Source organism: Brotomerdimonas butyrica (genome assembly GCF_025567305.1).
GTDB lineage: Bacteria > Bacillota > Clostridia > Peptostreptococcales > Anaerovoracaceae > Lentihominibacter > Lentihominibacter butyricus.
Genome location: NZ_JAOQJP010000001.1, coordinates 154,722 through 181,610, shown reverse-complemented (window position 1 = coordinate 181,610; position 26,889 = coordinate 154,722). Strand labels below are relative to the sequence as shown.

Genomic DNA, 26,889 nt, shown 5'->3' with positions numbered 1-26,889 from the left:
CTACATCGCTTCATCACTGCAGATTCAGTCTCAGCGACAGTATCCTTTCCGTTATCACATGGAAAGCCGCCAGCTGGATGACCGTTACAGCCGCAGCGAAGCCCAGTACCGTCTGCCCTGCATTCAGCATGTCATTCACCGTATTCACCGAAAACGAGCTCCATCCGCTCAGTGCTCCCGTAACATCCAGCAGCATCATGATCAGCACCGCCAGCACAGTTATAACTATATTTATACCGACATAAGCGCCCAGTGAAAGAAGTATCCTGTACTTTCCTGCAAGCTGACCGATCGAAAGCGAAGCGTATATCTGATATATGCTTTTCAGCAGCGACAGTATCACTAATATTATGAACTCTGCAGCGACCAGTAACACCTTCGGCTCTTCCCTGAACATATCCCTGATGAAGCCGCAGAATTCCGTGATCGCACCAAAGCTTCCCGTGCCTGCCATGACCAGAGCCGAAAGTACCGAAACGATCACGCTTGCGCACACTATTATCAGCGCCGATACGCCCTTTGCCGTTATCAGCTGCCACGGTTTTACAGGAAGAGTATGCATCAGATACCCCTCGTCGCTGAGCAGCCCCTTGTAAAACCTCATTATTACGATCACCACAGAAGCTGCCGCCGTCGCGATGAACACTGCTATGTACAGCATCCCCGTGATCCCCTGAAGCAGGTTTATCAGCGTACTCGCAATGGAGCTTCTTATCATGAGATTCCCCATGAAATTGATGCTGATGCTGAAAAGGAAGCTTGTCACTATCAGCGCCGCCCATATCACGCCCATCAGCTTTATGCTCGATCTGAGCTCATATTTTATAAGTCTACCTGTCATATCTGTTCACCCCCGCTATAGGAACCATCCTGAATGTGTCTCTGAAGACATCGTCTATCGATTTTCCTTCTCTCTCCTTGATATCGTCGACCGTCTCATGTCTGGTAACGCTGCCGCCATTGATGAATATCACCTCGTCCAGCACTCTTTCTATGTCAGAGATCAGGTGCGTGGAAATTATCACCGTTCCATCCTCGCTGTAGTTGTTTATTATCGTGGAAAGTATATAGTCGCGTGCTGCCGGGTCCACTCCTGCTATAGGCTCGTCAAGCAGGTAGAGCTGAGCGTTCCTGCTCATCACCAGTATCAGCTGCACTTTTTCTCTCGTACCCTTCGACATCGTCTTTATCCTGTCGGATGCCGTTATCCCCATAGCTGCACACATTTCCTCCGCCTTGCAGCGATCGAAATCGTTGTAAAATTCCTCGAACATATCGAGCACGTCTTTCACATGCATCCAGTCTGCGAAATAACTTCTGTCCGGCAGATAACTCACTATCGATTTCGTGTAGATCCCCGGCTTGATACCATCTATCAGTATCTCTCCCTTCGTCGGTCTGATCAGTCCGTTGAGCAGTTTGATCAGCGTGGTTTTGCCGCTCCCGTTCGGTCCCAGAAGACCTATTATCTTTCCTCTGCCGATACGCAGATCGACGTCCTTCAGCGCCTCTTTACTGCCGAAATCCTTGCAGAGGCCGCTGCACTGTATCAGAGTTCCCGTTTTCATTTTTTCTCAACCCCTCTCTCCTGTATCATCTTGACGATATCGTCTGCACCGTATCCGATAGCTTCCATTTCTCTTATGAATTTTTCGATGTTCTGCATCGCTATCTGCTCTTTCATCCTGGCCACCAGCCCTTCATCTGTAGTGACAGTCCTGCCCGCAGTCCTGTTGGTAATAACGAACCCGTCATGTTCCAGCTCGCTCAGCGCCCTCTGCATGGTGTTGCGGTTCACACCGGCGTCTTCCGCCAGCTCTCGCACCGTCGGGAACGATCCTCCCATCTGGAACCTGCCGGCCACTATGGCTATGATGAGCTGTTCTTTGAGCTGCGGCCATATAGGTCTGCTGTCATCAAGCTTCCATTCCAATCTTGCACCCTCTTTCTTTATTCATCATCACTGCGACCATTATTATCTGATCCCGTTTTCTGCTTTGGTTTTGATTTTGATTTTGGCTTTGACTTTGACTTTGACTTTGCGTTTTGAACTTTGTACTTTGTTCTTGCTCTTGCTCTTGTTTTTGCTCCGATGCTGCAAAAGCCTGCAGGTCTTCGGAAGCTGCGCTTTTGCATCTCTTGTCTTATTGTCATATTGTCCTATGTGCTTAGGACAATAATAATATAACTCTGCATTAGAGTTTTGTCAACAGTTTTTGAAATCATTATTTTTAATGTATGTTTCGCAATGATTATTTTAACTGCTCTTGATTTTTAGTTTGATTTATCTGTGAAACAGATTTAAGAAAAGCAGATTATCCATTACGCTCAAAATCTGTGTATTATTGCGGCATTACAAAAAATCCCTCCATACGGTTTCCCACATAGAGAGATTCTTCTTTGATAATTATGTAAGTCACGCTTGTCTGCGACCTGCTCAGCAGCAGCTGAGACTTTTACTTATATCTCTTCCAGATCTACGCTGCAGTTGTGATGTACTTTCTGCACGTCATCGTTGTCTTCAAGTGTGTCGATCATCTTCTTGAGAGCCTTCAGATCTTTCTCATCTGTAGGCGCAGCTTCCATCGAAGGTACGAACTCGACGTCGGAATCAACAATCTCGTAGCCTGCGTCTACCAGCGCTCCGTGAACGTCTGTGTAGCTTTCGGGTGAAGTCTGGATCTCAAAGCTGTCGTCATGAGTAATCATGTCGTCTGCCCCTGCTTCGAGAGCAACTTCCATCAGTGCGTCTTCATTGATATCATCAGTCTTTTCGATGATGATCACGCCCTTTCTCGAGAACATGTACGAAACGCATCCAGGTGTTCCCAGATTTCCTCCGTTCTTGTCAAAAGTCGATCTTACCGCCGCTGTAGTCCTGTTTCTGTTGTCAGTAAGAGTTTCTACGATGACAGCAACGCCGCCTACACCGTATCCCTCAAAGCTGAGTTCTTCATAAGTCTCGCCCTCAAGCTCGCCTGTTCCCTTCTTGATAGCTCGCTTGATGTTGTCATTAGGCATTCCTATGCCCTTTGCTTTTTCTATTGCAACCCTCAGAGTAGCGTTGTAGTCAGGGTCTCCGCCTGCCTTTGCTGCTACTATGATGGCTCTTGCGTATTTCGTGAACATAGCTGCACGCTTAGAATCCTGTGCTGCTTTTCTGCCTGCTATTGTTCCGTGTCTTCCCATGGAGACACCTCCTAACCTTAATTTTTTTCAATACATTTAAAATTATACACCCTGACCTTTATAAATTCAAGGTCAATATGATGCAGCTTACAAATATAGCAAGGTCCGCATACTATTCCACCCGGAATGTATACGGACCTGTATATTTCATTGATTTTTACCTCGTGTAAAGCCTGCAGCTTCGCATTTTCAACACGCTCATGGATCGTCCCTCATCCGGTTTGAGTGTCTGCGTAATAGCCTGCGTGTGTAAAGCTCTAGCTTGCATGCTCTTCCGATTCGATGGATCCTATGCTCTGATCCTGCAGTTTCTCATCTGTCACAGCTGAATCATCACAGCCTGCGGCCTGTGAGTCTCCTGCAGTCTTTGCATCATCTGCATCTCCGAGCGAAACTATATCCGGCTGCGATGCCGTTATGCCTGCGCCATCTGCAGCTGCATTTTCACCGCCGATACTTCCGGCATTTACCGGACTGCCAGCCCCGGCAGCATCTGCACGGTCTGTGATATCAGCGCTTCCGGCACCTGCATTCCCGCCGGCAGCCGCCCTGGCTTCAGCTTCCTTCTTCTCGAGGTTCTTGTGCGCCGTCGCCATCATCAGCTTTATCCTGTTGAGCTGGTTGACGTCAGATGCACCCGGATCGTAGTCGATCGCCGCGATGTTCGCCATCGGGTTCCTCTTTCTGAGAGCCTTCATCATGCCCTTGCCTGTAACGTGGTTAGGCAGACACGCAAACGGCTGCATGCAGATTATGTTCTCCACGCCGTCGTCGATCAGGTCGACCATTTCGCCTGTGAGCAGCCAGCCTTCGCCGCACTGGTTGCCGAGCGAAATGATCTCCGTAGCCTTCTTCGCGATATCCTTTATGAACATCGGCTGATGGAAACGCTTACTTTCCTCGAGAGCCTTCCTCATCGGCTTTCTGAAAAACTCCAGCACATCTATCGCGATCCTGTTGCCCATCATCGTCCCGTATGAGCCCGACAGGTTGCGGTAGTTGAACTCCTTGCTGTACATGCCGTACATGAAGAAATCTATCATATCGAGCACGACAGCCTCTCCGCCCTCCTTCTCTATGATGTCGACCACGTCGTTGTTGGCATTAGGATGGTATTTCACCAGGATCTCTCCCACCACTCCGACCTTCGGTTTCTTTATATCCAGCAGCGGCAGCTCGTCAAAAGCCTTTACGATGCTGGCTATTATATGCTTGAACTTCAATAAACTACCGTTCTTCACATTGCGGTTGGCCACTCTCGACCACTTTTCAAAAAGAGCGTTCGCCGAGCCCGGCACCTTTTCATACGGTCTCGTCGCATAGAGCACACGCATGAACAGATCGCCGTAGACAAGTGCCATCACACCGCGCTTTACGAATTTCATCGAGATCTTGAAACCGGGATTCGATTCCAGTCCCGCCATGTTTACAGAGATGACAGGGATCTGCTCCATGTTGAGATCCTTCAGAGCCTTTCGCAAAAGCGCAACGTAGTTGCTGGCTCTGCAGCCCCCACCCGTCTGACTCATGAAGATGCCGACCTTGTCAAGATCCACTTCGCCTGACTTAAGGTATGAGATTATCTGTCCAAGCGTCACTATAGTAGGATAGCACGCATCGTTGTTTATGTATTTCAGACCCTCATCCACTGCGTTCTTGTCTACGGTCGGGAGCCTCTTTACCTTGTATCCCGCACTGCCGATAGCCGCCTCGAGGAACTGGAAATGTATCGGGGACATCTCCGGTATCAGAATCGTGTAGTCTTTTCTCATTTTCTTCGTAAAGTACACTCTCTTGTACGGACTCCTGTCCTCCACATGCTTCACACCGTTTTTGTCTCTCTCGTCCATAGCAGCCTTGAGCGACCTGATCCTGATCTTTGCAGCACCCATGTTGGTACCCTCGTCGATCTTGAGCACCGTGTAAAGCTTGTTGTTTTTCTTCGTTATCTCTTCGACTTCATCTGTCGTCACCGCATCGAGACCGCATCCGAATGAATTGAGCTGTACGATCTCCACATCGTCGGTGGTACCGACGAATGTCGCCGCCTTGTAAAGTCTCGAATGGTACATCCACTGGTCGAGCACTCTGATCGGGCGCTCCAGCTTGCCCAGGTGTGCAACAGAGTCTTCCGTCAGCACGACCATGTCGAACGAGCTTATTATCTTATCTATGCCGTGGTTGATCTCCGGATCCAGATGGTATGGTCTGCCGGCCAGCACCACTGCCTTTTTCTTGTGATCACGCGCGTATTTGAGCGAGTATTCACCCGCTTTCTTGATGTCATCCTTGACGCGCTTGTCTTCCGCTCTCGCCATCTTGACAGCATCTTCGAGCTCCAGCCTGCTCACGCCTGTGCGCCTGAGCACCTTGTAAAGCTCCCGCACGAGGTTCTCGTCGTTGTCATAAGGCAGGAACGGATGCGTGAACGTCACGCCGTTCTCCTCGAATATATCGTCCATGTTTCCGGCAATCACTTCCGGATATGTCGCAACGATCGGGCAGTTGTAATGGTTCGGCGCCGTCTCATCCTCCACTCTCTCGTAGTTGATGCTCGGATAGAAGATCCACTTCGCACCGTGCTCCACGAGCCACTTGATGTGCCCGTGCACCATCTTTGCAGGATAGCATGCCGTATCCGACGAGATAGTCTCCATACCTCTCTCGTACATCTCCTTGCTGGACGTCGGTGAAAGCATCACGCTGAAGCCCAGTCTGGTGAACAGCACGAACCAGAACGGATAGTTCTCGTACATGTTGAGGACCCTAGGTATACCTACCACGCCTCTCTTCGACTCCTCGACCGTCAGCGGCTTGTACCTGAACAGTCTCTTGAGCTTGTATTCGAACAGGTTAGGCAGCTTGTTGGCTTCCTCCGGAGTCTTGCCCTCTCCGCGCTCGCATCTGTTTCCTGTAAAGAATCTCGTTCCGTCATTGAACTTGTTTATCGTCATGAGGCAGTTGTTTTCACAGCCCTTGCATCTGACATGGCTCGTCGTCACGTGGAAAGTGGCGATGTCGTCAGGCGTTATCACTGATGAAACAGTATCCTCGACGTAGTTTTCCTTTGCGATCAGCGCTGCTCCGTAAGCTCCCATCAGGCCCGCGATATCAGGTCTGACGATGTTCTTTCCGAGTATGTTCTCTATCGCGCGCAGCACGGCGTCATTGAGGAACGTTCCGCCCTGTACGACGATCTTGTTTCCGGCCTCTTCAGGATTCCTGAGCTTTATCACCTTGTAAAGTGCGTTCTTTATTACTGAATAGGAAAGTCCTGCAGATATGTCGCCGATCGTGGCTCCTTCCTTCTGCGCCTGTTTTACTTTCGAGTTCATGAATACGGTGCACCTCGTTCCGAGATCTACCGGAGCCTTTGCAAAGAGAGCCTCAGTTGCAAAGGACTGCACATCCATGTTCACGGATTTTGCATACGTCTCGATGAACGATCCGCAGCCTGACGAACATGCCTCGTTGAGCATGATGTTGTAGATCGCACCGTCCTTGATACGCATGCACTTCATGTCCTGTCCGCCGATATCGAGTATGAAATCGACTCCCGGCAGGAATTCCTCAGCAGCCTTGTAGTGCGCCATCGTCTCGATCTCGCCCAGGTCCGCCTTGAACGCAGCCTTTATAAGGCCTTCGCCGTATCCTGTAGCAGTAACGTTAGCTATGTACGCTTTTGAAGGCAGCAGCGAGTACAGCTCCTTGAACATGTTCATCGTCGCTTCCAGCGGCTTTCCTTCATTGCCTCTGTAATATGAGTACAGCAGGTTTTTCTCGTCATCTATCAGTGCGGCCTTCGTCGTCGTTGAGCCGGCGTCTATTCCGAGGAAAACTCTGCCCTTTGCTTTCTTTATATCTTTTCTCTTTATCCTGTCCTTCAGGTGTCTTTCGTGGAATTTTTTATAGTCTTCCGCATCTGCAAACAGCGGGTCGACGTGCTTCGTATCGGAAAGCGCACTCGGGTCTGCATGCTCGATCCTGTCTATGATGTCTTTGAATCCCATCTCTTCATATTTTGCCGAGTTGAGCGCTGCACCGATGGCAACGAAAAACTTGGAGTCCTCAGGGAATATCACGTCTTCATCGCTGAGCTCCAGCGTGTCGATGAACCGTTTCCTGAGCTCCGAAAGGAATGACAGCGGTCCTCCCAGGAACGCCACCTTGCCTTTTATCGTGTGCCCGCATGCCAGTCCGCTGATAGTCTGGTTGACTACCGCCTGGAATATCGAAGCCGACAGATCCTCTATCGGCGCACCTTCATTGATCAGCGGCTGTATGTCCGTCTTCGCAAATACTCCGCACCTTGCGGCGATCGGATATATCATGGTGTGCTTCTTTGCTGCCTCATTGAGCCCAGAAGCATCGGTGTTGAGCAGTGCCGCCATCTGGTCTATGAATGCTCCGGTACCGCCCGCGCATGTACCGTTCATCCTCTGCTCTATAGTCTGCCCGTAAAATGTTATCTTGGCGTCTTCGCCTCCGAGCTCTATCGCAACATCCGTCTGCGGTATCAGTGCCTCGACAGCCGCACTGCACGTCACGACCTCCTGCTCGAACGGTATCTTGAGTATGTTCGACAGAGACAGTCCTCCGGAGCCCGTTATCACCGTCCTGAGTTTTATGTCTCCGACTGTTTCATACATCTCTCTAAGCATGTCGACAACTGTCTTGAAAACATTCGACATATGTCTTTCATATCTGCTGTATGTGACCTTGTCATTCTCATCCAGCAGCACAAGTTTGACCGTTGTCGAACCAACATCTATTCCTAGTCTCATATCGTGGTCCTTCCTTTTTACCAAAATCTATATATATATGTAAAGAAAATTAAATTTTCAACAATTATTCATTTATGATATAATATTTTTATGAAAAGTTCAATCAAAAAAAATACATTTAAGGCCATATACCGTTTATTGGATAAAGTTTCTCCAGTTAATGGAGACTGCGGCCTGTTATGCGGCAGTATCTGCTGCACATATGAATACGAAAATGCTGATTACAGCAATATCGACGATGCAGCCCGCACCGCAACGGATAGCTCCAGCAGCACAGGTGATACAGGAAACGGAGGACATCCGGAAGCACCCGATGCCGTATGCTGCTCTAAAGGCAGCGGCGATGACGATTTCTCTCTCGGCATCTATCTTCTTCCCGGCGAGGAAAAACTCTTTTCCGGTGACGAGGAATGGCTCGGCTGGAGCTGGGCATACGCCGAGGACTACGAATTCCCCGACAGCTGGCGCGGGAAAGTGTATTTCCTGCGATGTCTCAATGCACCTAACTGCGACCGCGCCATGCGTCCTCTGCAGTGCCGGACGTTCCCTCTGGCCCCTCACATCGATGAAGACGGCGAGCTTTGCATGATATACCAGAACGGTCCGGTCCCTTACACCTGTCCGCTGATCACCGATAAAATACCGCTCAACGATGACTTTGTCAAAGCCACCTACACAGCATGGAAGCGGCTGATCGAAGATCCGCTGATCTACGACCTGGTCGAGATGGACTCCGACTACAGGATCGAAGACGGCGAGACGATCGAGATCCTATATCCATAATCTGATACCGTCAAACTTTCACTAAGTCCCGTATTGTCATACCGTAATGCCTGCAGATCAGGCAGTTCCATTAAAAATAATACCAATAACACGATTTTTCTGTGCTATTGGTATTTTTGTTTTGAAAATACTGGATAGACGCTACATCATACCCTTTATTATATCCAGGCGTCTTATATCCTTTCTGTACACGTATCTGAGCGCTGCCGCAAAGTATACGACACCTATCAGCTCTGCCAGCGGGAACGAGTACCATACCAGATCGAGACCTGCTATGTATGAGAATATCCACGCGATCGGCAGTATACCGATGAGCTGTCTGAGCAGCGATCCCCACAGACTGAGGAAACCGTGTCCTATCGCCTGGAATATCGATGAAGTCATGATGCCGAATGCTGCCGGCAGGAAGCATAGACTGATCGTCTTCAGCGCAGGCACTCCTATGTCGTACATCGCCTGGTTGCCTGTCGAGTTGAATATCGCAAGAAGCTGATGCGGTATTGTCTGGAACAGTATCAGACCTATGCCCATGATCACGAGCGCTGTGAAAACACCTTTCTTGTAAGCTTCCATGAGTCGCTTCCTGTTTCTCGCACCGTAGTTGAATCCCATCACAGGCAGCACGCCCTGGTTGAGTCCGAATACCGGCATGAATATGAACGACTGCAGTCTTCCGTAGACGCCCATTACAGCTACTGCTGTCTCCGTAAGGTTTCCCAGTATGATGTTCATACCGAACTGCATCACGGATGTGATCGACTGCATCAGTATCGCCGGCGCTCCTACAGCGTAGATATCCCTGAGTATCCTGCCCTGAACCTTCCATCCGCGCAGCTTCACATGCACAGCGTGCTCCTTTGCAAAAAGGAAATACTGCCCGAGACACATCGAAACCAGCTGGCCCAGGATAGTAGCCACGGCTGCACCGGTAACTCCCATTTCAGGGAACGGTCCGACACCGAAGATAAACATAGGATCCAGGATGATATTTGTCACTGCACCGCATATGCTGCAGATCATAGGTATCTTCATGTTTCCTGTCGACTGCAGGATCTTCTCTGACGTGATCTGTATTATGGAAAACAGCGAACCCACAGTTATTATGAACATGTATTTCTCGCCGTTTTCAACGATGTACGGTGTATCCGACATCATATGCATCATCGGTCCCGACAGGAATATCCCTATCAGCGCAAAGAACATCCAGTTAAAGAACGAGATCCTGTACCCGTGGCTTGCTGCCAGATCTGCCTCTTCATAGCGCTGCGCACCCAGTCTTCTTGCTATCAGCGAATTTATCCCGACGCCTGTTCCCACAGCCACCGAGATTATGAGCATCTGCACCGGGAATATGTAGGTTACCGCTGCCAGCGCCTGCTCGCTTATCATCGAAACGAAAAAACTGTCTACTACATTGTAAAAGGCCTGTATGAACATCGACAGTACTGCCGGCCACGACATGTGGAAGATGAGCCTCCCGACAGGCATTTCGCCCATCTTGTTCGTATTGTCCAGATTGTTCATTTTGTCATTGCTTTCCATTTTGAATTCCTCGTATTCATTTTTTTACTGATTTATACTTATTTTCTCGTAACCACAAAAATTTGCCTAAAATACATTAGGCAAATTTCAAACTTGGTATCCATGTTATATACTACCATTCTATGGTATGAAAATCAATACCTGCCGTCAAGAAATATCCGACAGGCGCACGGCATACGCTATACTGCTCCGTCCGGCAGTGCGTGCATGCTGTTCATACAGCCGTGCTTCGCATTTCCGGCGGCTGTCCCTCACGCATCCGTCATCAGTCCTTTGACTTGTAGAAAAGCATGCAGTGGCAGTATCCTTCAAAATCCGGATCTGCGATCTGTTCCCTGAACTCCTTGCAGACACACTTGTTTTCCGGGATCATCTCCACGCGGCACGGGCAGTATCCGTTTCTCTGCCTGAGCCCTTCTCTGATCATGTCCACTATTTCTCTGTTTTCATTCTCTCTTACAGCCATGTCGTATCCCCCCGGTAACTTATCTTCTGTGTCCTGCCTGCAGCAGCATTCCTGAAACTGAATTCTGATCTGCGGAGCTGTCCGTGCTGGCCCCGGGTCCGCCGGTGCAGCTCCGATATACATCTCTGCCTATACTTCTGCTTTCCAGAGGCCGTGCAGGTTGCAGTATTCGTAAACTGCAACGAGTCTGTCATCGTTCAGCGTGAAAACAGCCTCAGGCTTTGCACCCGGCTTCAGATATTTTATCTGGCTGCCCTTTTCAGTCTCAAGACATACCCACTGGATAAAATGCTCTTCAAGCATAGGATGTTCAACTGAACCTACAGTCACCTTTACAGTATCTCCGTCCTGCTCAACTACCGGCACGTGCTTTTCCTGTGCAGCATCAGTAGTGTTTGCATTGAGCTCCGTCATCTTCTGTCCGCAGCACATCACAGGAACGCCCTTGTCCTCTACGAAAGTAACTATATTTCCACAATGTTCACACTTATAAAATTTCATCTTTCATTCCTCCCTGCATTTATGTTTCAGTTCCGATTTTTAATCTGTACCATTTAAGTATATTATACACATAAACCAATATAATGCAAGCTTTTTTGCAAAAAACTGCAGCTATTTGTCTGCGTTTTTTATGATTTGCTGAAAAACGCCGCGATCCTGCCGAAAAGTCCGTTGTGTATTTTCTGCGGAACCGGCGCATTTTGCACATCGTGGAGCGTTTCATCCATGAATTCCTGCTGGCTGTCCAGCGCCACTGCTTCTCCCTCGCACTTCCGTATATACGATCCGTCCGGCTGCATCAGACTCGCCTTGGCCTTGTCAGAAAGCTGCACCTCCAGGATGCGTATCAGCTGCCGTTTTATATCCTCGTCATGGACAGGCCCGGCGATCTCGACACGTCTGCTGAGGTTTCTAGTCATCAGGTCTGCAGAGGATATGTAAAGCCCTGCAGATCCTCCCCTGCCGAAGCAGTATATCCTGGCATGCTCCAGGTATCTGCCGACTATGCTCGTGACTGTCACATTCTCGGTCTCGTCCGCGATACCGGCTCTGATGCAGCATATACCGCGTACGATCAGCTGTATGTCTACTCCTGCTCTCGAAGCTTCCGCCAGCTTGTCGATGATGTCCCTGTCTGTCACGGAATTGATCTTCATGCATATATATCCGTCGCCGCCCTTGCTGATCTCACCATCTATCATCTCCATAAGCGCGGGTTTTATACCTGCCGGCGCCACCAGCAGCTCTTTGTACTGTCCATCGAGATTGCCTGTCAGCATATTGCGGAAAAACGCAGTCCCGTCGCGTCCGATGTCCTCGTTTGCCGTCATGATGCTCAGATCGGTGTACATCGCGTTCGTCTTCTCGTTGTAATTGCCCGTGCCGAACTGTGTGATATAGCCGTATTTTCCTTTTTTGTGAGAGGTTATAAGGCAGATCTTGCTGTGACATTTGAAATTCTCAAGGCCGTATATCACCTTGCATCCCGCCTCCTCCAGCATCTTCGACCAGCCTATGTTGTTTTCCTCGTCGAACCTCGCGCGAAGCTCCATCAGCACGATCACTTCCTTGCCGTTTTCTGCTGCGCGGCACAGTGCGCGCACGATCTTCGATGATGATGCGAGCCTGTATATAGTTATTTTCACCGAAAGCACGTCTTCATCGTCGGCCGCTTCATTGAGCAGCCTGATGAACGGCTCCACCGAATCGAACGGGAAGAACAGCATCCTGTCCTTCTGCCTGATCTGCTCCATCATCGGGACATCGCGGCTGAGATCCTCCGGCCATCTCGGCTCGTAAGGTCTGTACAGCAGCTTTCCCTTCAGTCCGTCCGGCAGCCCGCCTATCATCTCGAACACGTATTTCATGTTGAGCGGCGTCCTGTCTATATACACCTGATGCTTCTGCACACCCGTCATCTTCATCAGCTCTTTTCTGAATCCGTCGGAGACATCGCGGTCTATCTCCAGGCGCACGATCGCAAGGGTCGCACGCTTTCGGAGCCTTTTCTCCACGTAGTTTCTGAAGTCGGTCTCGCTGTCCTCGAATTTTTCCGAGTCGAAGCTGACATCCGCATTTCTCGTCACGGAAAACACGCACGCCTCCTCCTGCCTGAATTTGCCGTAAAGCTCAGGCACGCGCTGCAACAGTATGTTCTCTATCCTTATGGATCTTCCGGCTTCGCTCAGCATCAGGACCTGCGGAAGGTGCTCCGGCACCTGCACGAATGCCATCGATTTTCTGTCGTTCTTATCATGCACAAGAGAGGCAACATAAAGCCCCTTGCTCTGGAAATGCGGTTTAGGGTGTCTGCTGTCTATGATCTGCGGCGACAGTATCGGCAGCATCTCCGTATCGAAGAATTTTTCGGCATACTCTCTTTCGAGCGGCGTCAGCTCTTCGTACTGCACATCTTTTATGCCTTCTTTTTCAAGCTCCATGCAGACCGCCCTGTAAATGCGCCGTTTACGCTCCACTAGCCCCGGTATCACTCTGTATATGCTGTCAAGCTGCTCTTCGGGCGACATACCTGACTTGTTGTCCGTGTGATCGGGGTTCATCGACGCTATATCGAACAGGCTCCCGACACGCACCATGAAGAACTCATCCAGATTCGTCGAAAATATCGATACGAACTTGAGCCTTTCAAGCAGCGGCACCTTTGCATCTGCCGCCTCCTCCAGCACTCTCCTGTTGAATCTCAGCCAGCTCAGCTCTCTGTTCTGCGTATAGCTGTATTTTTTCTTTATCCCAGTATCTTTTGACATAAATACCCCTCCCTTACTCCGTAGCTGCTGACGGTTATCTTCTTTGCCGCTGTATGATCCGCTATGCTCTGCAGGATCATGTATCCCGGTATTATAGTATGGATCCTTTCCGGATCCACCTTCAGTATCGCATCTGCCGCATCACGCCTGTCCCCGGTCAGGAACTCTCCTGTCTTCAGAAGATCCTTTGCCGACATCGTATTCGAAGATGCCGGTATCAGCCCGAGATATCTGGCGAATTTGAACACAGATCTCGCCGTTCCTCCCGTGCATATCAGCTTCGTGTACGGTCCCGGCGCTTCCAGCGGTCTCCTTGCGAACTCCTCTGCTATCGCCCGGCTGATGCGCTCCTTCGACGCCTTGCCCGGCAGTATGTGTTTGACGCAGTCTTTGTACAGCTTCAGCGATCCCATGCGGTAGCTTCGAGGCTCGAGCACGCTCCCGTCTCTGAAAAATGCGATCTCCGTGCTGGCGCCGCCTATATCGGTGAACACGCCGTCCGATACATGAAGTTCTCGCATCACACCTGTATATCCGAGTATCGCTTCCTGCTCGCCCGTTATTATATCTATATCGAAGCCTGTCGCTGCCGTTATCCTGGCTGACGCCTCGTCGCTGTTCACGATATTTCTGAGTGACGCTGTTGCAAACGCATATATCCTGTCCGTTATCCCCAGCAGATGCAGTGTGTTCCTGAACTCCAGCAGCGTATCGCAGGCACGCTCTATACCCGCGTCGCTGATGCACCCGTTCTCTACATAACCTGCAAGTCCTGCCATCTTTTTGTCCTTGAACAGTATCCTGAACGCTCCGTCCTTTACCCTGTAGACCGTCAGTCTGACAGAGTTCGAGCCTATATCTATCACTGAATATTTCATCGGTACCCCCTCTGCTGTGTCCGGAATTGTTTCTAAATGTGTACATGCTTATTATAAGTGGTTTATGTAAAGTATTCCATGATTTTAATGTTAAATTTATTTAACATCCCATATTTTTACATTTGACATCCGTCCTGCGCCGCATAAGCCCTGTGTGCTGCCCACAGCTGCGCCTTTGCATGATCCCGTGCATAAACTCCGCCCGCCGTCCCCCTTCTGCACGCAGCTGCAGAATGCAAAAAACGGCCCAGACTCCAAACCGTGACACGATAAGTTCCATCTGACCGTTTTCATATTCTCTTTATTCTGCGCCGAACGCACTGCTATACTGACGACGTATGACGTACTGTGCCTGCGGCATTCCCGGCGTTTTTCCGCTATTTTTCAGGCACTCCCATGCCGTAGTCTCTGACCTGCTCGACCATGTGACCGATGTTTCCCTCACCTGCGAATCTCTCGAGGTCGAAGAAATCCTCGCCCGCGTCTATCCAGCAGAGCGGATGCTTCTCGCTCACAAGCTCCACGTCAGCTGTGAGCACGCCCGCATACACCTCGACGATGCAGTGCTGGTTGTAGTACGTGAAGTCCATCATGTGCGAAAGCGTGACGTCGCTGCGGCTGATGCCGGTCTCCTCGAAAAGCTCTCTGTACGCCGCGTCGAAATGGTCCTCGCCCGGCTCGATCTTGCCGCCTACCAGGTTGAACTTCCCTTCGTACGGGTCCTTGAGTCTTTTGCAAAACAGCAGCCTGCTCTTATCCGGGCTGTAGATCATGATGCAGTTGTATCCCTGCATTTCCTCGGGTGCAGACTCATCCTCACGGAGCTGTCTATCCATCTCTTCGGTGCAGCTGGAACAGAATCTGTATCTCATTATTCTTCCTCGTCTGCTTTCTTCGATGTGCCCAGGCACTTTTTAGCCACTGCATATCCCAGCGTCATGTCTATCGCATAACACACGAGGTACACACCCGTTACGAGCTTTGCATGCTTTTTAAAGTTCCAGTCTTTAAAAAAGTTTTTCATAATGATCTCCTCCTCATTACCGCAGTTATCATGAAAATGTCACAAGTTCCTGCTCCGGTCTTTCGGCCGGCTCTATCGATACCAGCTTGAGTATCGGTCCCATGTCGAATCCGTACATCTCGTGGATCCCGCAGTCAAAGCTGACTTTGACGTGTATCCAGTCTCCGTGTCCGAATCGCTCTCCCGTATCATCGTCGAAATAACAGATGAATCCGAGAAACTGTATATCGTCTGCGCAGCATGTCATGATATGTCTTCCCGGGATGAAATAGTTCGCATTTTCTTCTCCGCTCGCGCAGTACTTTGCAGTGAATTCTATCTCCTTGCCTATATATCTGTCAGGATGGTCTATCGCATCGAGGTACCACAGTCCGTAGTCCATGTCTTCGATCTTTATATTGTGTCCGCTGTAGTCGAACGGCATCATATCTGCCTCATTGGCGAACATCGTGCCGTCTTTCTTCTCGAATGCCACCTGCACCTGAGGATTGAGCATCTTTATCGCTCTCCTGAACTTCATCCTGTCGGTGTTGTCGTCGCATCTGTTGAAAATGACGAGGTTCGACGCCTTGAGCGGCTCCATGAACATCTTCCTCATGTTCGTCATGTACATTTCCGCAGTCTCTGCGTTGACAGCCGAATACACTCCGCCTGCGAACCAGTCTTCCGGAATGTTGTCGTTGAAAAGCTGTTCCAGCTCCCACATACCGTTGTACTCTATCAGTATCTGTGCCGGTCTGTACTTGTCTTCGATGCCTTTCCAGAATTCTTCCGTGAGCTCTTCAGGCTCCTGCACCTTTACGAGAGTCATAGAGTATTTATTCAGGAATTCATCGCTGAGAGAAACTTCGCCTTCCTCGCACTGGATCACTACAGAATCGCCGGGATCCAGAAATCCCTCTTCACCTGCGACTTCCTGTATCAGTGTGGTCTTGCCGCTTTCCAGCAGCCCTGTGAATATATAAACCGGTGTTTCCATCGCAACTGTCCTTTCTCTAGCTGATCACGAAAACACGTTTCAGTGCTTCTTCGTCAAGCTCCGTACCTATAACGCACACTCTTCCTATATAGTCAGGCTGGCATTCTCTGATCTCGAGTTCTTCGGGGACCATGTCGAATTCCATCCAAGTGCCGTCATCGCTCTCCACGATGCCTTTGGCTCTGAGGACTGTGCCGAAGTTCTTAGTGACTCCCATCAGGCTGAGCGTGTCTTCAAGCTCTGCTCTGCTGAATTTGTGTACCGTCTCGATGCCCCAGCTTGTGAAGATCTCGTCTGCGTGGTGGTCGTGATGATGATCATGTCCGCAGCCGCAGCCGCAGCCGCACTCATCTTCGTGATCGTGATGATGGTGATGATGGTGATGATGTTCTTCGTGATGATGGTGTTCGTCATGCTCATGATCGTGACCACAGCAGCACTCGTCATCGTGATCGTGATGGTGATCATGCTCATCGTGGTCGTGCTCATGGTGATGATGGTCGTGTCCGCAACAGCACTCGTCATCATGGTCGTGGTGATGTTCATGGTGGTGATTTTCGTCGTGATCATGATGTTCATGGTCATGATGGTGCTCATGCTCATGGTGATGATGCTCGTCATGCTGCTCATGCTCCAGCTCGCGCAGCACCTTTTCGAGTGCATGGCTGTGTGAAAGCGCCGCATTTATCATATCTCCCGACAGATCTTCCCACGGAGTCGTGATGATAGCCGCATCGTGATTCTTCTCTCTGAGAAGCTCGACGCACTCTGCAAGGGCCTTTTCATCCATGTCCTGCGTACGGCTGATCACGATGACGCCTGCATGTTCCAGCTGATCGTTGTAGAATTCGCCGAAATTCTTCATGTACATCTTAGCCTTCTTGCCGTCTGCAACGGTTATCAGGCTCTCGATCTCGACGCCCGCCTCATCCTGCATGTCTATTACAGCCTTTGCAACATCGGACAGCTTGCCGACTCCCGACGGCTCGATGATGATGCGGTCAGGATGGAACTCGTCGCTCACCTGCTTCAGCGATTTTGCAAAATCGCCGACGAGCGTGCAGCAAATGCATCCCGAGTTCATCTCAGTCACCTCGATGCCTGAGTTCTGCATGAAGCGGCTGTCTATACCGATCTCACCGAATTCATTTTCGATGAGCACTGTCTTTTCATCTTTGTATGCCTTTGAAATAAGTTCCTTTATGAATGTCGTCTTTCCGGCTCCGAGAAATCCGGATATTATATCAACTTTTGCCATGATCTTCTCCTTGTTCTGTAAAAATTCCGGCCTTCGGACTGCTGCGCGCTTTGCACAAGGCGCGGCTCGCCATCCGGCCAACGTTATTATACCAAATAATATATCATTTTAAAATAGCGAGATGGTGTCAGTATCATGAAAGTTATTTTTGACAAACCATCTTTTTTCTTGTGCAAAACGCTAAAGCAGCCGTGTTATGCGGCTGCTCTGCTGCTCTTTCCGCACAGCTGCTCGAATTCTTCAAGTTTGCGCTTTGCTTCAGGGCTGATGTTTTTCGGCACTTCTATCTGAACTGTCACGTAATGTGATCCGTATTCCGACTTGCTGTTCATCGATACTATGCCTTTGTTTTTTATTCGAAGTTTAGTTCCGGACTGTGTTCCCGGCGCGATCGTGCACATCACTTTGCCCTGCAGCGTCTGTACCGGCACTTTGCCGCCGAGTACCGCCGTGCTGAACGGTACTGTGATGCTGCTGTAGACGTCCATGCCTTTTCGCTCGAATCCCGGCTTGCTGCCAACGTTGACTCTGAGAAGAAGGTCTCCGTTTTTCCCGCCGCTGGATCCCGGCGTCCCGCGCCCCTTGAGCCTGATGCTCTTGCCGGTGTCGATGCCTGCCGGTATGTGGACTTTCAATGATGTTTTCTTTCCGCTCACCGGATCGGTGATATTTATCATCTTGTCGCCGCCGAATGCAGCTTCATCGAATGTCACATTTATGTCTGCCGTCGCATCTGCGCCGTCGCGGCTGAAATCCGCACCTCCGAAGCCTCCGGAAAAGCCACTGCCGAATCCGTCCTCATATCCGCCGTAGCTGCCTCCTGCACCTGTTCCCGAGAAACCGTGCGAGAATCCGCCACTTCCCGAAAAACCATGTGAGAACCCGCTACTGCCGGCTGATCTGCCGCTGAAGCCGCCTGAGAACTTTCCGCCGAAAAGGTCCCTGAGGATATCGTCCATATCCCCGCCTTCAAAATGATACTCCCTGTAATTTCCATAAGGGTTACCGCCTGCACCGCCCTGAGCGCCGCCTGCAGTGCCGTCGAACGCCGCATGACCGAACTTGTCATAGAGCTCTTTCTTTTCAGGGTCGTTGAGCACAGAGTAAGCCTCGGATATCTCCTTGAACTTCTCCTCCGCGTCCGCATTGCCTGCATTGGTGTCAGGATGGTATTTCTTGGCCATCTTTCGATAGGCCTTTTTTATATCGCTCTGTGAAGCGTCTCTGCTCACGCCGAGCACTTCATAATAATCTCTCTTTGATGCCATGACCATCACTCCAATCTATATCAAAATCCGATCCCGTGATGTTCACCGGTATCAGACTGTTGTTTGCATTTTATTTTTCTGTAAACATGCTTTACAACAGTACCCCGCAGGAATCATCCCACGGGGTACTCGTCGCTTTTCTGTTTATTATCCCTCAATGGAGATGTAATGTTTTTTATCTTCTATCGCTTTTGCTTCCTCCTTAGGAACTGTAAAGGACAGGATTCCGTTTTCATACTTAGGATGGATGTCATCCTCTGTAACGTGCTCGCCTACATAAAAGCTTCTGCTCATGCTGCCTGCATAACGCTCACGCCTTATATAGTTGTCCTTCTTGTCTTTTTCGTCCTTGTCGAGACCCTTGGCAGCTGTTACTGTCAGGAATCCTTTTTCAAGTTCGATCTGTATTTCATCTTTTTTGAAACCGGCCAGATCTACGTCGACCTCATATCCGGTATCCGTGTCTTTGACGTCTGTCTTCATGAGATTTCTTGCATGTTTGCCATACAGCTTCTTCTCTACATTCGGAAATGCAGGAAATGTGAAATCGTTCATAAAATCGTCAAATAAGTTTTCTCCAAATATTCTAGGCATCATCATAAATCATCGCTCCCTTCAAGTATCAATCTATTGATTTCACGGCGATCAGTTGTCTGGTCTTACGATCAGCTCTTCGTCACCCGGTGATGTTCCGGGCAAACTCTCTGATCGTCGTCTCTCTGATTGATCCCTTTTTCTCTTTGTGATTTTATTATAGCACTTTTGTTAGCACTGTCAAGAGGTGAGTGCTAATTTTTTTGAGATTTTTTATTTTTCGTGATTTTACTGGATTCATCAAGACTTCGAGCTTAACAAGCAATGTAGACTTTCAAGCACTAAACTTAGCGAAACTTAACAAAACTTAAAATTATTACATCTTTTTATTTTATCAAGGTAAAAAGCACTAAAAAACCATAAATTACATGGTTTTCAGTGCTTTTTTCATGTTTTTCCTATTAAATTTTCCTCAGACACCTATATAAGTGAAACTTAGCGAAACTTAAATTATGCCCAATATGGAATATACTTTTTATACCTTGGCGCAGTATCCGGATCCATTACTTTAATATAGCCTCCGTCAACAGCACTGGTAAGAAGTCGAGAGGCTTTCGCTTTCTCTTTCGCTTTCTCTTTTTCTCCTAATCCAAATATTTTTCGAATATCTGAGTTAGAAATCCCCTCAAAATTGACATATGCCAGACATGCTTGCATATAACAAGTACGCATCCGATCTTCTTTCGTAGTTAATTCAAATGGTACTTTAGCAAATAATATCGCTTTTGTGAATTGATTATTCTGATTTTCAATCCTTGGTGCAAGTAACTCATTTTTACCAGTTGCTTCAATAATCTTATCATAACCACTGCCACGTTCCTCACAGATACCACATTTATGCATAAATCCTGCAATATTTTCATTTCTGGATATCGGCACTGAATCTACAATTCTTTCAATTGCTAATAGTGGTGCGCCAGCATTTGAAAACTCAATTCGATTTTTAAACACTTCCACCATCGGATTTGTACCCCTTTGCTGCAGATCCTGATGTATCATAGCATTTGCCAACAACTCACGGATAGCAATTTCCGGGAAACTGACAACAGATTCCCTTGTTGCTTCTACAATTACCTCTTCCTGTGGAATAATCGTCATAATATACTGCACGATTTCTTCATGTGAAAATGCATAACCCGCACAGAATTCTTTTTCCCTGATAGCCTCCAACCTGGAGTTTTCCTTATACCAAATCACTCTGACAGTTCTTCTATGCAAAGATTCAAATTTCTTCAAATCCTTTGCTATCATCAATGCCCCCATGTTTGTGATATCCCATGTGCCGGCATCATTTCTCTTTATGAACTTTTCATGCTGTAAATCTTCCAATACTTTATCCCGATTTCTCGGAATCGGCATTTCCAGTTTATCGTAATACCTTGAGTAATCCAGTAATGATACCATTTCATCTTCATCTAAATTTCCCATCGCAATTCGTAGTTCATATGGTGTAGAATCGAATGTTCTCCATAATTCTCTTTCTTTATCAGGATACTCTTTTAAATTTTTCTTATTTGTTCCAAACTGATCATATAATTATGATAGAAAAACATTAAAGCGGCGGGAAAACAGCGTTCATCTGCAGCGCTGTTTTCCCTTGATATATTACAATAGAAAATTCATCAGGAAGGGTGATCGATTTGACAGCTGCAGGATCTATAGAAAACAAGGAAAAGCAAAAGGAGATCTGCTGCAGATGCTCAATGTCCCCGAAGACGTGCTGCCGTACGCGCTCCTTACTCCAATACAGTACGGCTCACATTTTTCTTTCTCTATTCCCGCAGCCTGTCTATGATGCTCCTGCGCGAGAAGCTTCTGTAAAGCAGAGCCGGGAGCGCTGCGCCTGCCGCCAGGAAGACCGGCGCCGTTATAAATATCCCCTTCAGCGTGAAGCTGTAGCTGTAGAACCAGAACATGCTTTCCATCAGGCTACCCGCCAGCGGTTCGATGATGACGCTGAGCACGAGCGACAGCAGTATCGCACCGGCAGCGTACAGCAGGCCTTCGTATATCAGCATCGACCGCAGCTGTTTCCCGGTCATCCCTATCGACTGCAGCATCGCGAATTCCCGCCGCCTGCTCATCATGCCCGTCATGATGCTGTTGAAAAAGTTGAGTATCCCCACGAGCCCGGTTATCGCGCACAGCACGCCGCCCAGCAGTGTGAACATGTTCCTGAACCCTTCGAACTCCTCTCTAACGGTAGCCTTGCTCTCATACATCAGCGATGAGGACGGACTGCCTGTCATTTCCGCAAGAAAAGCTTCGTCGTCATCTTCCGCGCCGCGTCCCGGGGCATCGAACATGTAAAACATCGGGAATATCTCTGCGCCGCTGTCCGCGCTGAGCCTTTCTGAATTTATAACCGCGTCGATCGATGAAAGCTTCGAGTATCTGAAAGACATGCTGTACGGCACGCTCACGACTGCACAGACGGTGTATCTGACATCGTGGCTCCTTTCCACCTTGTATCCGATATATTCGCCCGGTGTGTTCTCGCTCGACATCTCGCCGGTCCGGCTGTCGATGAAGTAACCTTCGTCTATATAAGTCACAGTCACTGTTTCGCCTGTTTTCGGAAGGCTGTCCCCGTTGACTGCATTTCCGTTATCGTCCGTTTCAGCCGCTATCGCTATGGCATTTTCCCCGGGATCACTCACAGGTGTGATATCCCCGTCGATGACCTGCAGCTTTTGCATGAGACCGGTATCAAGCCCCTCGATCTGCAGCAGGCTGCACGACACGTCCCTCCCGTCTCCTTTCTGCATCGCCTGCTTCATCGCATATGAGATCTGCTCATCGTCATCCGAAGGCCTGCCGTCTTCCGACAGCCAGATCACGGGTTCTGTGTCATCCAGGGCCCATGCCATACCGCCGACTGAGCTTTCCGTACCAGCCTTTATCTCGGCGATCTCGTCACCGGTCAGCCCCGATTCGGAGCTCTGCGTCTGATATCTGAAATAGTCCGTCTTTCCGACGATGAAGTCGGCACAGGTCTGATTGCTGAGGTATTTTTCCATGTCGAAACCGCCGACGAAAGCGCACAATACTGACAGCAGCACTACTGACAGCGCCATAGACATTATCACCACCAGAGTTTTGAGCCTGCTTCGGCCCAGGTCAGCCAGCGCCATCCGCCCGAGGCCCGCGCCTTTCAGCTTACCCGGGATCTGCGGCCTCTGCGGCTTTCCATTCCCTGCCGGCATCCCCTGATCTGACGCTCCTGATACTTGCGAAGCGCCTGACCTTTCCGGAGCGCCTGCCCCTCCATGATCGACTGACGTCCGGCACACCTGCGCTTTACATATCCTGCGCACCTTTTTCGGACTGACTGAAGACGCTTCGGTATACTTCACGGCTTCGACCGGAGAGACCTTTGAAGCCATACGGGCCGGTCTGGAGCATGATATGAATACCGTCACTATCGAAAACAGCGCTGCCGCGATGAATATCACGGGCGACATGCTCACGTCCGTGCATGAGGCGCCGAGAGATGTCGACGCCATTATCACCGGCATAAGCACGCGTCCCGCCAGATATCCGATCACCAGCCCTGCCGGGCAGCCTGCCGCACAGAGCATCATCGCCTGCTGTCTGACGATCCTGCGAAGCTGCCGCGGCGTCACCCCTATGGTCTTGAGCAGGCCGTAGTACCTGATGTCGCTGCTGACCGAGATCCGGAATATGTTGTAGATTATCAGATATCCCGTCATAATTATCAGTATCAGCAAAGCTGCCGCTGCCGCTATCATCTCCGGTCCGACAGCATCACCGGCCTGCGACGCCGTGTAGCCCCAGTTCACTCCGTATCTCACGTAATCGTCTCCATCCGGATCGTCAGACTGAAAACCGAGATCGTCCTCGACCTTCTGCATATTTTCTTTTATGCCGACACTCGTCCTGAACATGACGTTGACGTCCTCACGGAAATGGTCTGCACCGGCGCTGACTGCGGCCTTTTCAACCTGCCTGACATACGCTTCCGAGACGTTTATGAAATGCACCGGGGATATATCGTCGTATTCCCACCAACCGGCCAGCCTGAACGTATCCGACCTGCTGCCGACCGCGCTGTCCACGTCCAGCATATCGTACGTCAGTCTGATTTCTGCCCCGAGCTCCGGCTCCACGCCGAGCGCGGCGAGCGCGGCGGTATCCATTATTATCTCGTCTTCCGCCTCCGGCATATGACCTTTGATGAGATCTATGTAGCTCCATTTTGCATTGTTTTCATCCATGCAGCTTATCTCCGCAGGTATTTTCGCAAAGCTGCCATCCGTGATGTACCCGGCGGTTATGCGCCTGCCAGCTGCTTTGATCTTCGGGTGGCTTTCTATCATCGAAGCCTGCTCGCTGTCCACATCCTTGAATCTCCCGTGCGCGTACCCTCCGATCTGGCGGAACGTGTACGATTCGTAGCTCGTGTTGATCGACATCATTATCGTGAAAAGTGCAGTGAACAGGACTGTCGTCAGCACTATGGCCACTGCAGCTGTGACGCTGCGCTTACCGGCCGCCCTGAAGGATCTGACGCTGAGGCGCCTTACGGCTTTTCTGTTTTTCACTCTCATCGCGTCACTCCCCCTGTCTGCCGGCTCCGGAACTGTGAGCTGCGGCGCTGTCGACTCCATTTCTGTCGGTTAAGGCTACGACTCTGCCTACACCGGGCTCTGCACCGGCATCTGCGGCTGTGCCTCCGAAGACTTCCGCGCTGTCGTTTACAAGTCCGCCATTACTGATCCTGCCGTCTTCGATCCTGATGATTCGGTCAGCGAGCTGCGCTATTTCCTCATTGTGAGTTATCATGACTATCGTCTGGGCGTACTGCCGGCTCGTTATCCTGAGCAGCCCCAGCACATCCTGCGACGTCCTGCTGTCGAGGTTGCCTGTCGGTTCATCGCACAGCAGTATCGCAGGCTTCGTCGCCAGAGCCCTCGCGATCGCCACTCTCTGCTGCTGACCTCCGGAAAGCTGCCCGGGCAGGTTAGCAAGCTTATCGCTTATGCCCAGAGTCTCCGTTATGCTGCTGATGAATCCGCGGTCGGCATTCCTGCCGTCGAGCTCCACGGGAAGCACGATGTTTTCGTATACGTTAAGGACCGGCACTAGATTGTACGCCTGGAAGACGAATCCTATCTTTCTTCTGCGGAAAATCGTCAGCGCCTCATCTTTCAACGAGAATATGTCTCTGCCGTCCACGAACACTTTGCCGGACGTCGGCCTGTCGAGACCTCCGAGCATGTGGAGCAGCGTGGACTTTCCTGATCCCGATGAACCCACGACTGCAACGAATTCACCACTTTCGACTGACATGTCGATGCCGTCCAGCGCCCGCACCTCGCCGGCACCGCTGCCGTATATCTTTTTAAGATTTTTCGTTTCAAGTATCGCCATATGTTTTCTCCTTTCACCGCCACCGTCAGCTGCCGCGCGATGCGGCGGTCAAAAAAATCTGTACGAAAGAGACTCTCCGCCCTTTCATACAGATGATATCAAAACAATCTTTCCACATTATTTCCGGCGCGCAGCAGATCCTAACAGTTCTGTAAGATTTTCACCCGCGATCCCCGGCGCTCCGCGGTGCATCCTTCCCCGCTGCCGGCAGGAACACTGCAAATGTCGAACCCCTGCCTGCCGCCGAACTGACCTTTATATATCCGCCTTCTGCCGAGATTATTTCCCGGGCAAGATAAAGCCCTATCCCGACGCCTTCCTGTCCGTGCGTGTCTTTCCCCCGGTAAAACCGCGCAAAGATCCGCGGCATCTCCTTCTCGTCTATTCCGGCGCCCGTGTCGCTCACCTCTATGCAGACGAACATCTCGTATCTTTTCACACTCACGGTCACACCGCCACTCTCCGTGTATTTGATCCCGTTGTCTATGATGTTCCCCAGTGCCTCTGCCGTCCATTTCCTGTCGAACATACCGGTGCATTCTTCTCCCGGCATCACAGCCAGGCTCAGCCCCTTAGCTGCAGCTTTTTCCCTGTATGATACGGCGACCTCTTCTGCGAGCTGCCCGATGCTCCCGACTTCCGGATGCAGTGCTACTATCCCAGTTTCCAGACGCGACAGCTTCACCAGCGAAGTTATCAGGAAACTCAATTTTTCAGTCTGTGCATGGAGCTGTAAAGTGCACTCTTTCGCAGCCTGCGGCAGCTCCATCTCGTCAAGCAGCTCCGAATACAGCCGTATGTTCGCGATCGGCGTCTTTGTCTGATGTGAGATATCGGCGATCAGAGTCTTGATCTTGTCTTTTTCGCTCTTCACGCGCTGTGCCGATATCTCCGATGTCGCCAGATAATCAGCGAACCTGTTTTCCAGTGCGGAAAATCTCGACTCGTCGAAATCATGTTCTGTAAAGCTGCCTTTTCTGGCGGTCTCGAGCATTTCTTCGATGCTGTCCATGACCCTGCGCTGTTTCATGTACATCACAGCCGCCGCGATTGCTGATGCCAGCGCGATGATCACAGCTGCTGTCACGACTGCAGCCATCATGATATCACTCATTTTCCTTCACCCACATATAGCCTCTGCCGTACACAGTCTTTATATCGTCCTTCGCGCCCAGCTTGTCCCTGAGCCTTTTGACCGTCACGGAAAGCGCGTTTTCATCTACATACTCCGCCCCGTCAGTCCACACGCGATCCACGAGATCGCTGCGGCTGAGCGTGATCCCGCGGTTTTCCACAAATATCCTCAGAAGCTTCTGCTCTGTCTTGCTGAGTTCCACCGGCCTGCCGTCCGCGTAAAACTCCATACGACGGAAGTCAAAACGATATCTGCCGATGCATACGGCGGTCTGCCTGGTCGCTTTCCTGCGAAGCTGCGTGTTCACCCTCGCCCGGAGCACCGCCAGACTGAAAGGCTTCGTTATGTAGTCGTCTGCACCCATCTCGAGCCCGCTGACGATGTCGGCCTCCATGTCGTTCGCAGTCAGCAGTATCACAGGCACGTCGCTGTGCTGCCTGAGCCGCTCGAGAAAATCGTACCCGCTGCCGTCCGGAAGATTCACGTCCAGTATCACAAGAACAGGTACGGATCCTGTCATCAGCTTTTCCGCATCTGCCAGCCTGCCGCATATCCTTATATCACGCTGTTCTGACGCCAGCGCTCTGCCAAGTCCGGCAGCCAGCGCGGCATCGTCTTCTACTATGATGATCTTATCTGTCATATCCACCTGCCGATCATTGTTTTATCCTTTCATTCGTTGCTTCTTACTTCATGATATATAATAAGCATTATCGGGTATCAATGCAAGGGGCAGGTGTTGAGGGCGCAGCTTTGCAGGCAGCGACTGCGGAGCCCTCAGGTGGCAGCGGGCTTCGAAGACGCCGGTTAAGGAATCACGCAAGTGC

Annotated in this window: 21 protein-coding genes and 1 pseudogene; 1 reads left to right on the top strand and 21 read right to left on the bottom strand. The window is 50.2% G+C overall.

What is annotated here, in order from left to right:
* Window positions 1–13: 13 nt before the first annotated feature.
* From OCV59_RS00780 to OCV59_RS00760, 5 genes are all read right to left on the bottom strand, one after another.
* Complete coding sequence (locus OCV59_RS00780) at window positions 14–841, bottom strand: hypothetical protein (RefSeq protein WP_147592416.1); 828 nt, start codon at window positions 839–841, stop codon at window positions 14–16.
* On the bottom strand, window positions 831–1,568 hold the full coding sequence (locus OCV59_RS00775) for an ABC transporter ATP-binding protein (RefSeq protein ID WP_147592415.1): 738 nt from the start codon (window positions 1,566–1,568) through the stop codon (window positions 831–833). Before OCV59_RS00775 ends, OCV59_RS00780 begins: the two co-directional genes overlap by 11 nt.
* On the bottom strand, window positions 1,565–1,933 hold the full coding sequence (locus OCV59_RS00770) for a GntR family transcriptional regulator (RefSeq protein WP_147592414.1): 369 nt from the start codon (window positions 1,931–1,933) through the stop codon (window positions 1,565–1,567). Before OCV59_RS00770 ends, OCV59_RS00775 begins: the two co-directional genes overlap by 4 nt.
* A 527-nt stretch (window positions 1,934–2,460) precedes the next feature.
* Window positions 2,461–3,189, bottom strand: a complete 729-nt coding sequence (locus tag OCV59_RS00765; protein ID WP_147592413.1) for a YebC/PmpR family DNA-binding transcriptional regulator — start codon at window positions 3,187–3,189, stop codon at window positions 2,461–2,463.
* 257 nt (window positions 3,190–3,446) lie between these two features.
* On the bottom strand, window positions 3,447–7,973 hold the full coding sequence (locus OCV59_RS00760) for a 2-hydroxyacyl-CoA dehydratase (RefSeq protein ID WP_147592412.1): 4,527 nt from the start codon (window positions 7,971–7,973) through the stop codon (window positions 3,447–3,449).
* 138 nt (window positions 7,974–8,111) lie between these two features.
* Here OCV59_RS00760 and OCV59_RS00755 point away from each other — a divergent pair, with 138 nt between their 5' ends.
* Window positions 8,112–8,756: a hypothetical protein gene (locus OCV59_RS00755; protein WP_147592411.1), complete on the top strand. Its 645-nt coding sequence runs from the start codon at window positions 8,112–8,114 to the stop codon at window positions 8,754–8,756.
* A 141-nt stretch (window positions 8,757–8,897) separates the two neighbouring features.
* Here OCV59_RS00755 and OCV59_RS00750 read toward each other — a convergent pair whose 3' ends face one another.
* The 16 genes and pseudogenes from OCV59_RS00750 to OCV59_RS00675 all read right to left on the bottom strand — a co-directional run bounded on the left by OCV59_RS00750 (window position 8,898) and on the right by OCV59_RS00675 (window position 26,705).
* On the bottom strand, window positions 8,898–10,298 hold the full coding sequence (locus OCV59_RS00750) for an MATE family efflux transporter (RefSeq protein WP_147592410.1): 1,401 nt from the start codon (window positions 10,296–10,298) through the stop codon (window positions 8,898–8,900).
* 265 nt (window positions 10,299–10,563) lie between these two features.
* Window positions 10,564–10,764 (bottom strand): ferredoxin thioredoxin reductase catalytic beta chain, encoded by a 201-nt coding sequence (locus tag OCV59_RS00745; RefSeq protein WP_147592409.1) that lies wholly within the window; start codon window positions 10,762–10,764, stop codon window positions 10,564–10,566.
* Between the two features lie 129 nt (window positions 10,765–10,893).
* Window positions 10,894–11,265, bottom strand: coding sequence for a desulfoferrodoxin family protein (locus OCV59_RS00740; protein ID WP_147592408.1), 372 nt, complete (start codon window positions 11,263–11,265; stop codon window positions 10,894–10,896).
* A 128-nt stretch (window positions 11,266–11,393) separates the two neighbouring features.
* Entirely contained in the window at window positions 11,394–13,532 is a 2,139-nt protein-coding gene (gene ppk1 / locus OCV59_RS00735; RefSeq protein ID WP_147592407.1) for a polyphosphate kinase 1, read from the bottom strand.
* Window positions 13,511–14,410, bottom strand: a complete 900-nt coding sequence (locus tag OCV59_RS00730; protein ID WP_147592406.1) for a Ppx/GppA phosphatase family protein — start codon at window positions 14,408–14,410, stop codon at window positions 13,511–13,513. The genes ppk1 and OCV59_RS00730 overlap by 22 nt, the downstream gene beginning before the upstream one ends.
* Before the next feature lie 377 nt (window positions 14,411–14,787).
* Window positions 14,788–15,282 (bottom strand): NUDIX hydrolase, encoded by a 495-nt coding sequence (locus OCV59_RS00725; protein WP_262584004.1) that lies wholly within the window; start codon window positions 15,280–15,282, stop codon window positions 14,788–14,790.
* Window positions 15,282–15,434 carry a hypothetical protein gene (locus OCV59_RS00720; RefSeq protein ID WP_262584003.1) on the bottom strand — a complete coding sequence of 51 codons (153 nt, stop codon included), beginning with the start codon at window positions 15,432–15,434 and terminating at the stop codon, window positions 15,282–15,284. The genes OCV59_RS00725 and OCV59_RS00720 overlap by 1 nt, the downstream gene beginning before the upstream one ends.
* 28 nt (window positions 15,435–15,462) lie before the next feature.
* Window positions 15,463–16,413, bottom strand: coding sequence for a TIGR03943 family putative permease subunit (locus tag OCV59_RS00715; RefSeq protein ID WP_147592405.1), 951 nt, complete (start codon window positions 16,411–16,413; stop codon window positions 15,463–15,465).
* Between the two features lie 16 nt (window positions 16,414–16,429).
* Entirely contained in the window at window positions 16,430–17,671 is a 1,242-nt protein-coding gene (locus OCV59_RS00710) for a CobW family GTP-binding protein (RefSeq protein WP_147592404.1), read from the bottom strand.
* A gap of 194 nt (window positions 17,672–17,865) precedes the next feature.
* Window positions 17,866–18,939: a DnaJ C-terminal domain-containing protein gene (locus tag OCV59_RS00705; RefSeq protein ID WP_147592403.1), complete on the bottom strand. Its 1,074-nt coding sequence runs from the start codon at window positions 18,937–18,939 to the stop codon at window positions 17,866–17,868.
* Between the two features lie 147 nt (window positions 18,940–19,086).
* Complete coding sequence (locus OCV59_RS00700; RefSeq protein WP_147592402.1) at window positions 19,087–19,539, bottom strand: Hsp20/alpha crystallin family protein; 453 nt, start codon at window positions 19,537–19,539, stop codon at window positions 19,087–19,089.
* Window positions 19,540–19,983: 444 nt separating this feature from the next.
* Entirely contained in the window at window positions 19,984–20,961 is a 978-nt protein-coding gene (locus OCV59_RS00695; RefSeq protein ID WP_262584002.1) for an ATP-binding protein, read from the bottom strand.
* Window positions 20,962–21,305: 344 nt separating this feature from the next.
* Window positions 21,306–24,104 (bottom strand): ABC transporter permease, encoded by a 2,799-nt coding sequence (locus tag OCV59_RS00690; RefSeq protein ID WP_262584001.1) that lies wholly within the window; start codon window positions 24,102–24,104, stop codon window positions 21,306–21,308.
* 166 nt (window positions 24,105–24,270) lie between these two features.
* Window positions 24,271–24,927, bottom strand: a pseudogene (locus OCV59_RS00685) (ABC transporter ATP-binding protein); the annotation flags it as partial.
* 160 nt (window positions 24,928–25,087) lie between these two features.
* Complete coding sequence (locus OCV59_RS00680) at window positions 25,088–26,041, bottom strand: sensor histidine kinase (RefSeq protein ID WP_317239615.1); 954 nt, start codon at window positions 26,039–26,041, stop codon at window positions 25,088–25,090.
* Window positions 26,034–26,705, bottom strand: coding sequence for a response regulator transcription factor (locus OCV59_RS00675; protein WP_147592399.1), 672 nt, complete (start codon window positions 26,703–26,705; stop codon window positions 26,034–26,036). Before OCV59_RS00675 ends, OCV59_RS00680 begins: the two co-directional genes overlap by 8 nt.
* Window positions 26,706–26,889 lie beyond the last annotated feature (184 nt).

Coding starts and splice junctions, on each gene's coding strand:
- OCV59_RS00780 (WP_147592416.1), bottom strand. CDS start 841: ATGACAGGTAGACTTATAAAATATGAGCTCAGATCGAGCATAAAGCTG.
- OCV59_RS00775 (WP_147592415.1), bottom strand. CDS start 1,568: ATGAAAACGGGAACTCTGATACAGTGCAGCGGCCTCTGCAAGGATTTC.
- OCV59_RS00765 (WP_147592413.1), bottom strand. CDS start 3,189: ATGGGAAGACACGGAACAATAGCAGGCAGAAAAGCAGCACAGGATTCT.
- OCV59_RS00760 (WP_147592412.1), bottom strand. CDS start 7,973: ATGAGACTAGGAATAGATGTTGGTTCGACAACGGTCAAACTTGTGCTG.
- OCV59_RS00750 (WP_147592410.1), bottom strand. CDS start 10,298: ATGGAAAGCAATGACAAAATGAACAATCTGGACAATACGAACAAGATG.
- OCV59_RS00745 (WP_147592409.1), bottom strand. CDS start 10,764: ATGGCTGTAAGAGAGAATGAAAACAGAGAAATAGTGGACATGATCAGA.
- OCV59_RS00740 (WP_147592408.1), bottom strand. CDS start 11,265: ATGAAATTTTATAAGTGTGAACATTGTGGAAATATAGTTACTTTCGTA.
- ppk1 (WP_147592407.1), bottom strand. CDS start 13,532: ATGTCAAAAGATACTGGGATAAAGAAAAAATACAGCTATACGCAGAAC.
- OCV59_RS00730 (WP_147592406.1), bottom strand. CDS start 14,410: ATGAAATATTCAGTGATAGATATAGGCTCGAACTCTGTCAGACTGACG.
- OCV59_RS00725 (WP_262584004.1), bottom strand. CDS start 15,282: ATGAGATACAGATTCTGTTCCAGCTGCACCGAAGAGATGGATAGACAG.
- OCV59_RS00720 (WP_262584003.1), bottom strand. CDS start 15,434: ATGAAAAACTTTTTTAAAGACTGGAACTTTAAAAAGCATGCAAAGCTC.
- OCV59_RS00715 (WP_147592405.1), bottom strand. CDS start 16,413: ATGGAAACACCGGTTTATATATTCACAGGGCTGCTGGAAAGCGGCAAG.
- OCV59_RS00710 (WP_147592404.1), bottom strand. CDS start 17,671: ATGGCAAAAGTTGATATAATATCCGGATTTCTCGGAGCCGGAAAGACG.
- OCV59_RS00705 (WP_147592403.1), bottom strand. CDS start 18,939: ATGGCATCAAAGAGAGATTATTATGAAGTGCTCGGCGTGAGCAGAGAC.
- OCV59_RS00700 (WP_147592402.1), bottom strand. CDS start 19,539: ATGATGATGCCTAGAATATTTGGAGAAAACTTATTTGACGATTTTATG.
- OCV59_RS00695 (WP_262584002.1), bottom strand. CDS start 20,961: ATGGGAAATTTAGATGAAGATGAAATGGTATCATTACTGGATTACTCA.
- OCV59_RS00690 (WP_262584001.1), bottom strand. CDS start 24,104: ATGAGAGTGAAAAACAGAAAAGCCGTAAGGCGCCTCAGCGTCAGATCC.
- OCV59_RS00680 (WP_317239615.1), bottom strand. CDS start 26,041: ATGAGTGATATCATGATGGCTGCAGTCGTGACAGCAGCTGTGATCATC.
- OCV59_RS00675 (WP_147592399.1), bottom strand. CDS start 26,705: ATGACAGATAAGATCATCATAGTAGAAGACGATGCCGCGCTGGCTGCC.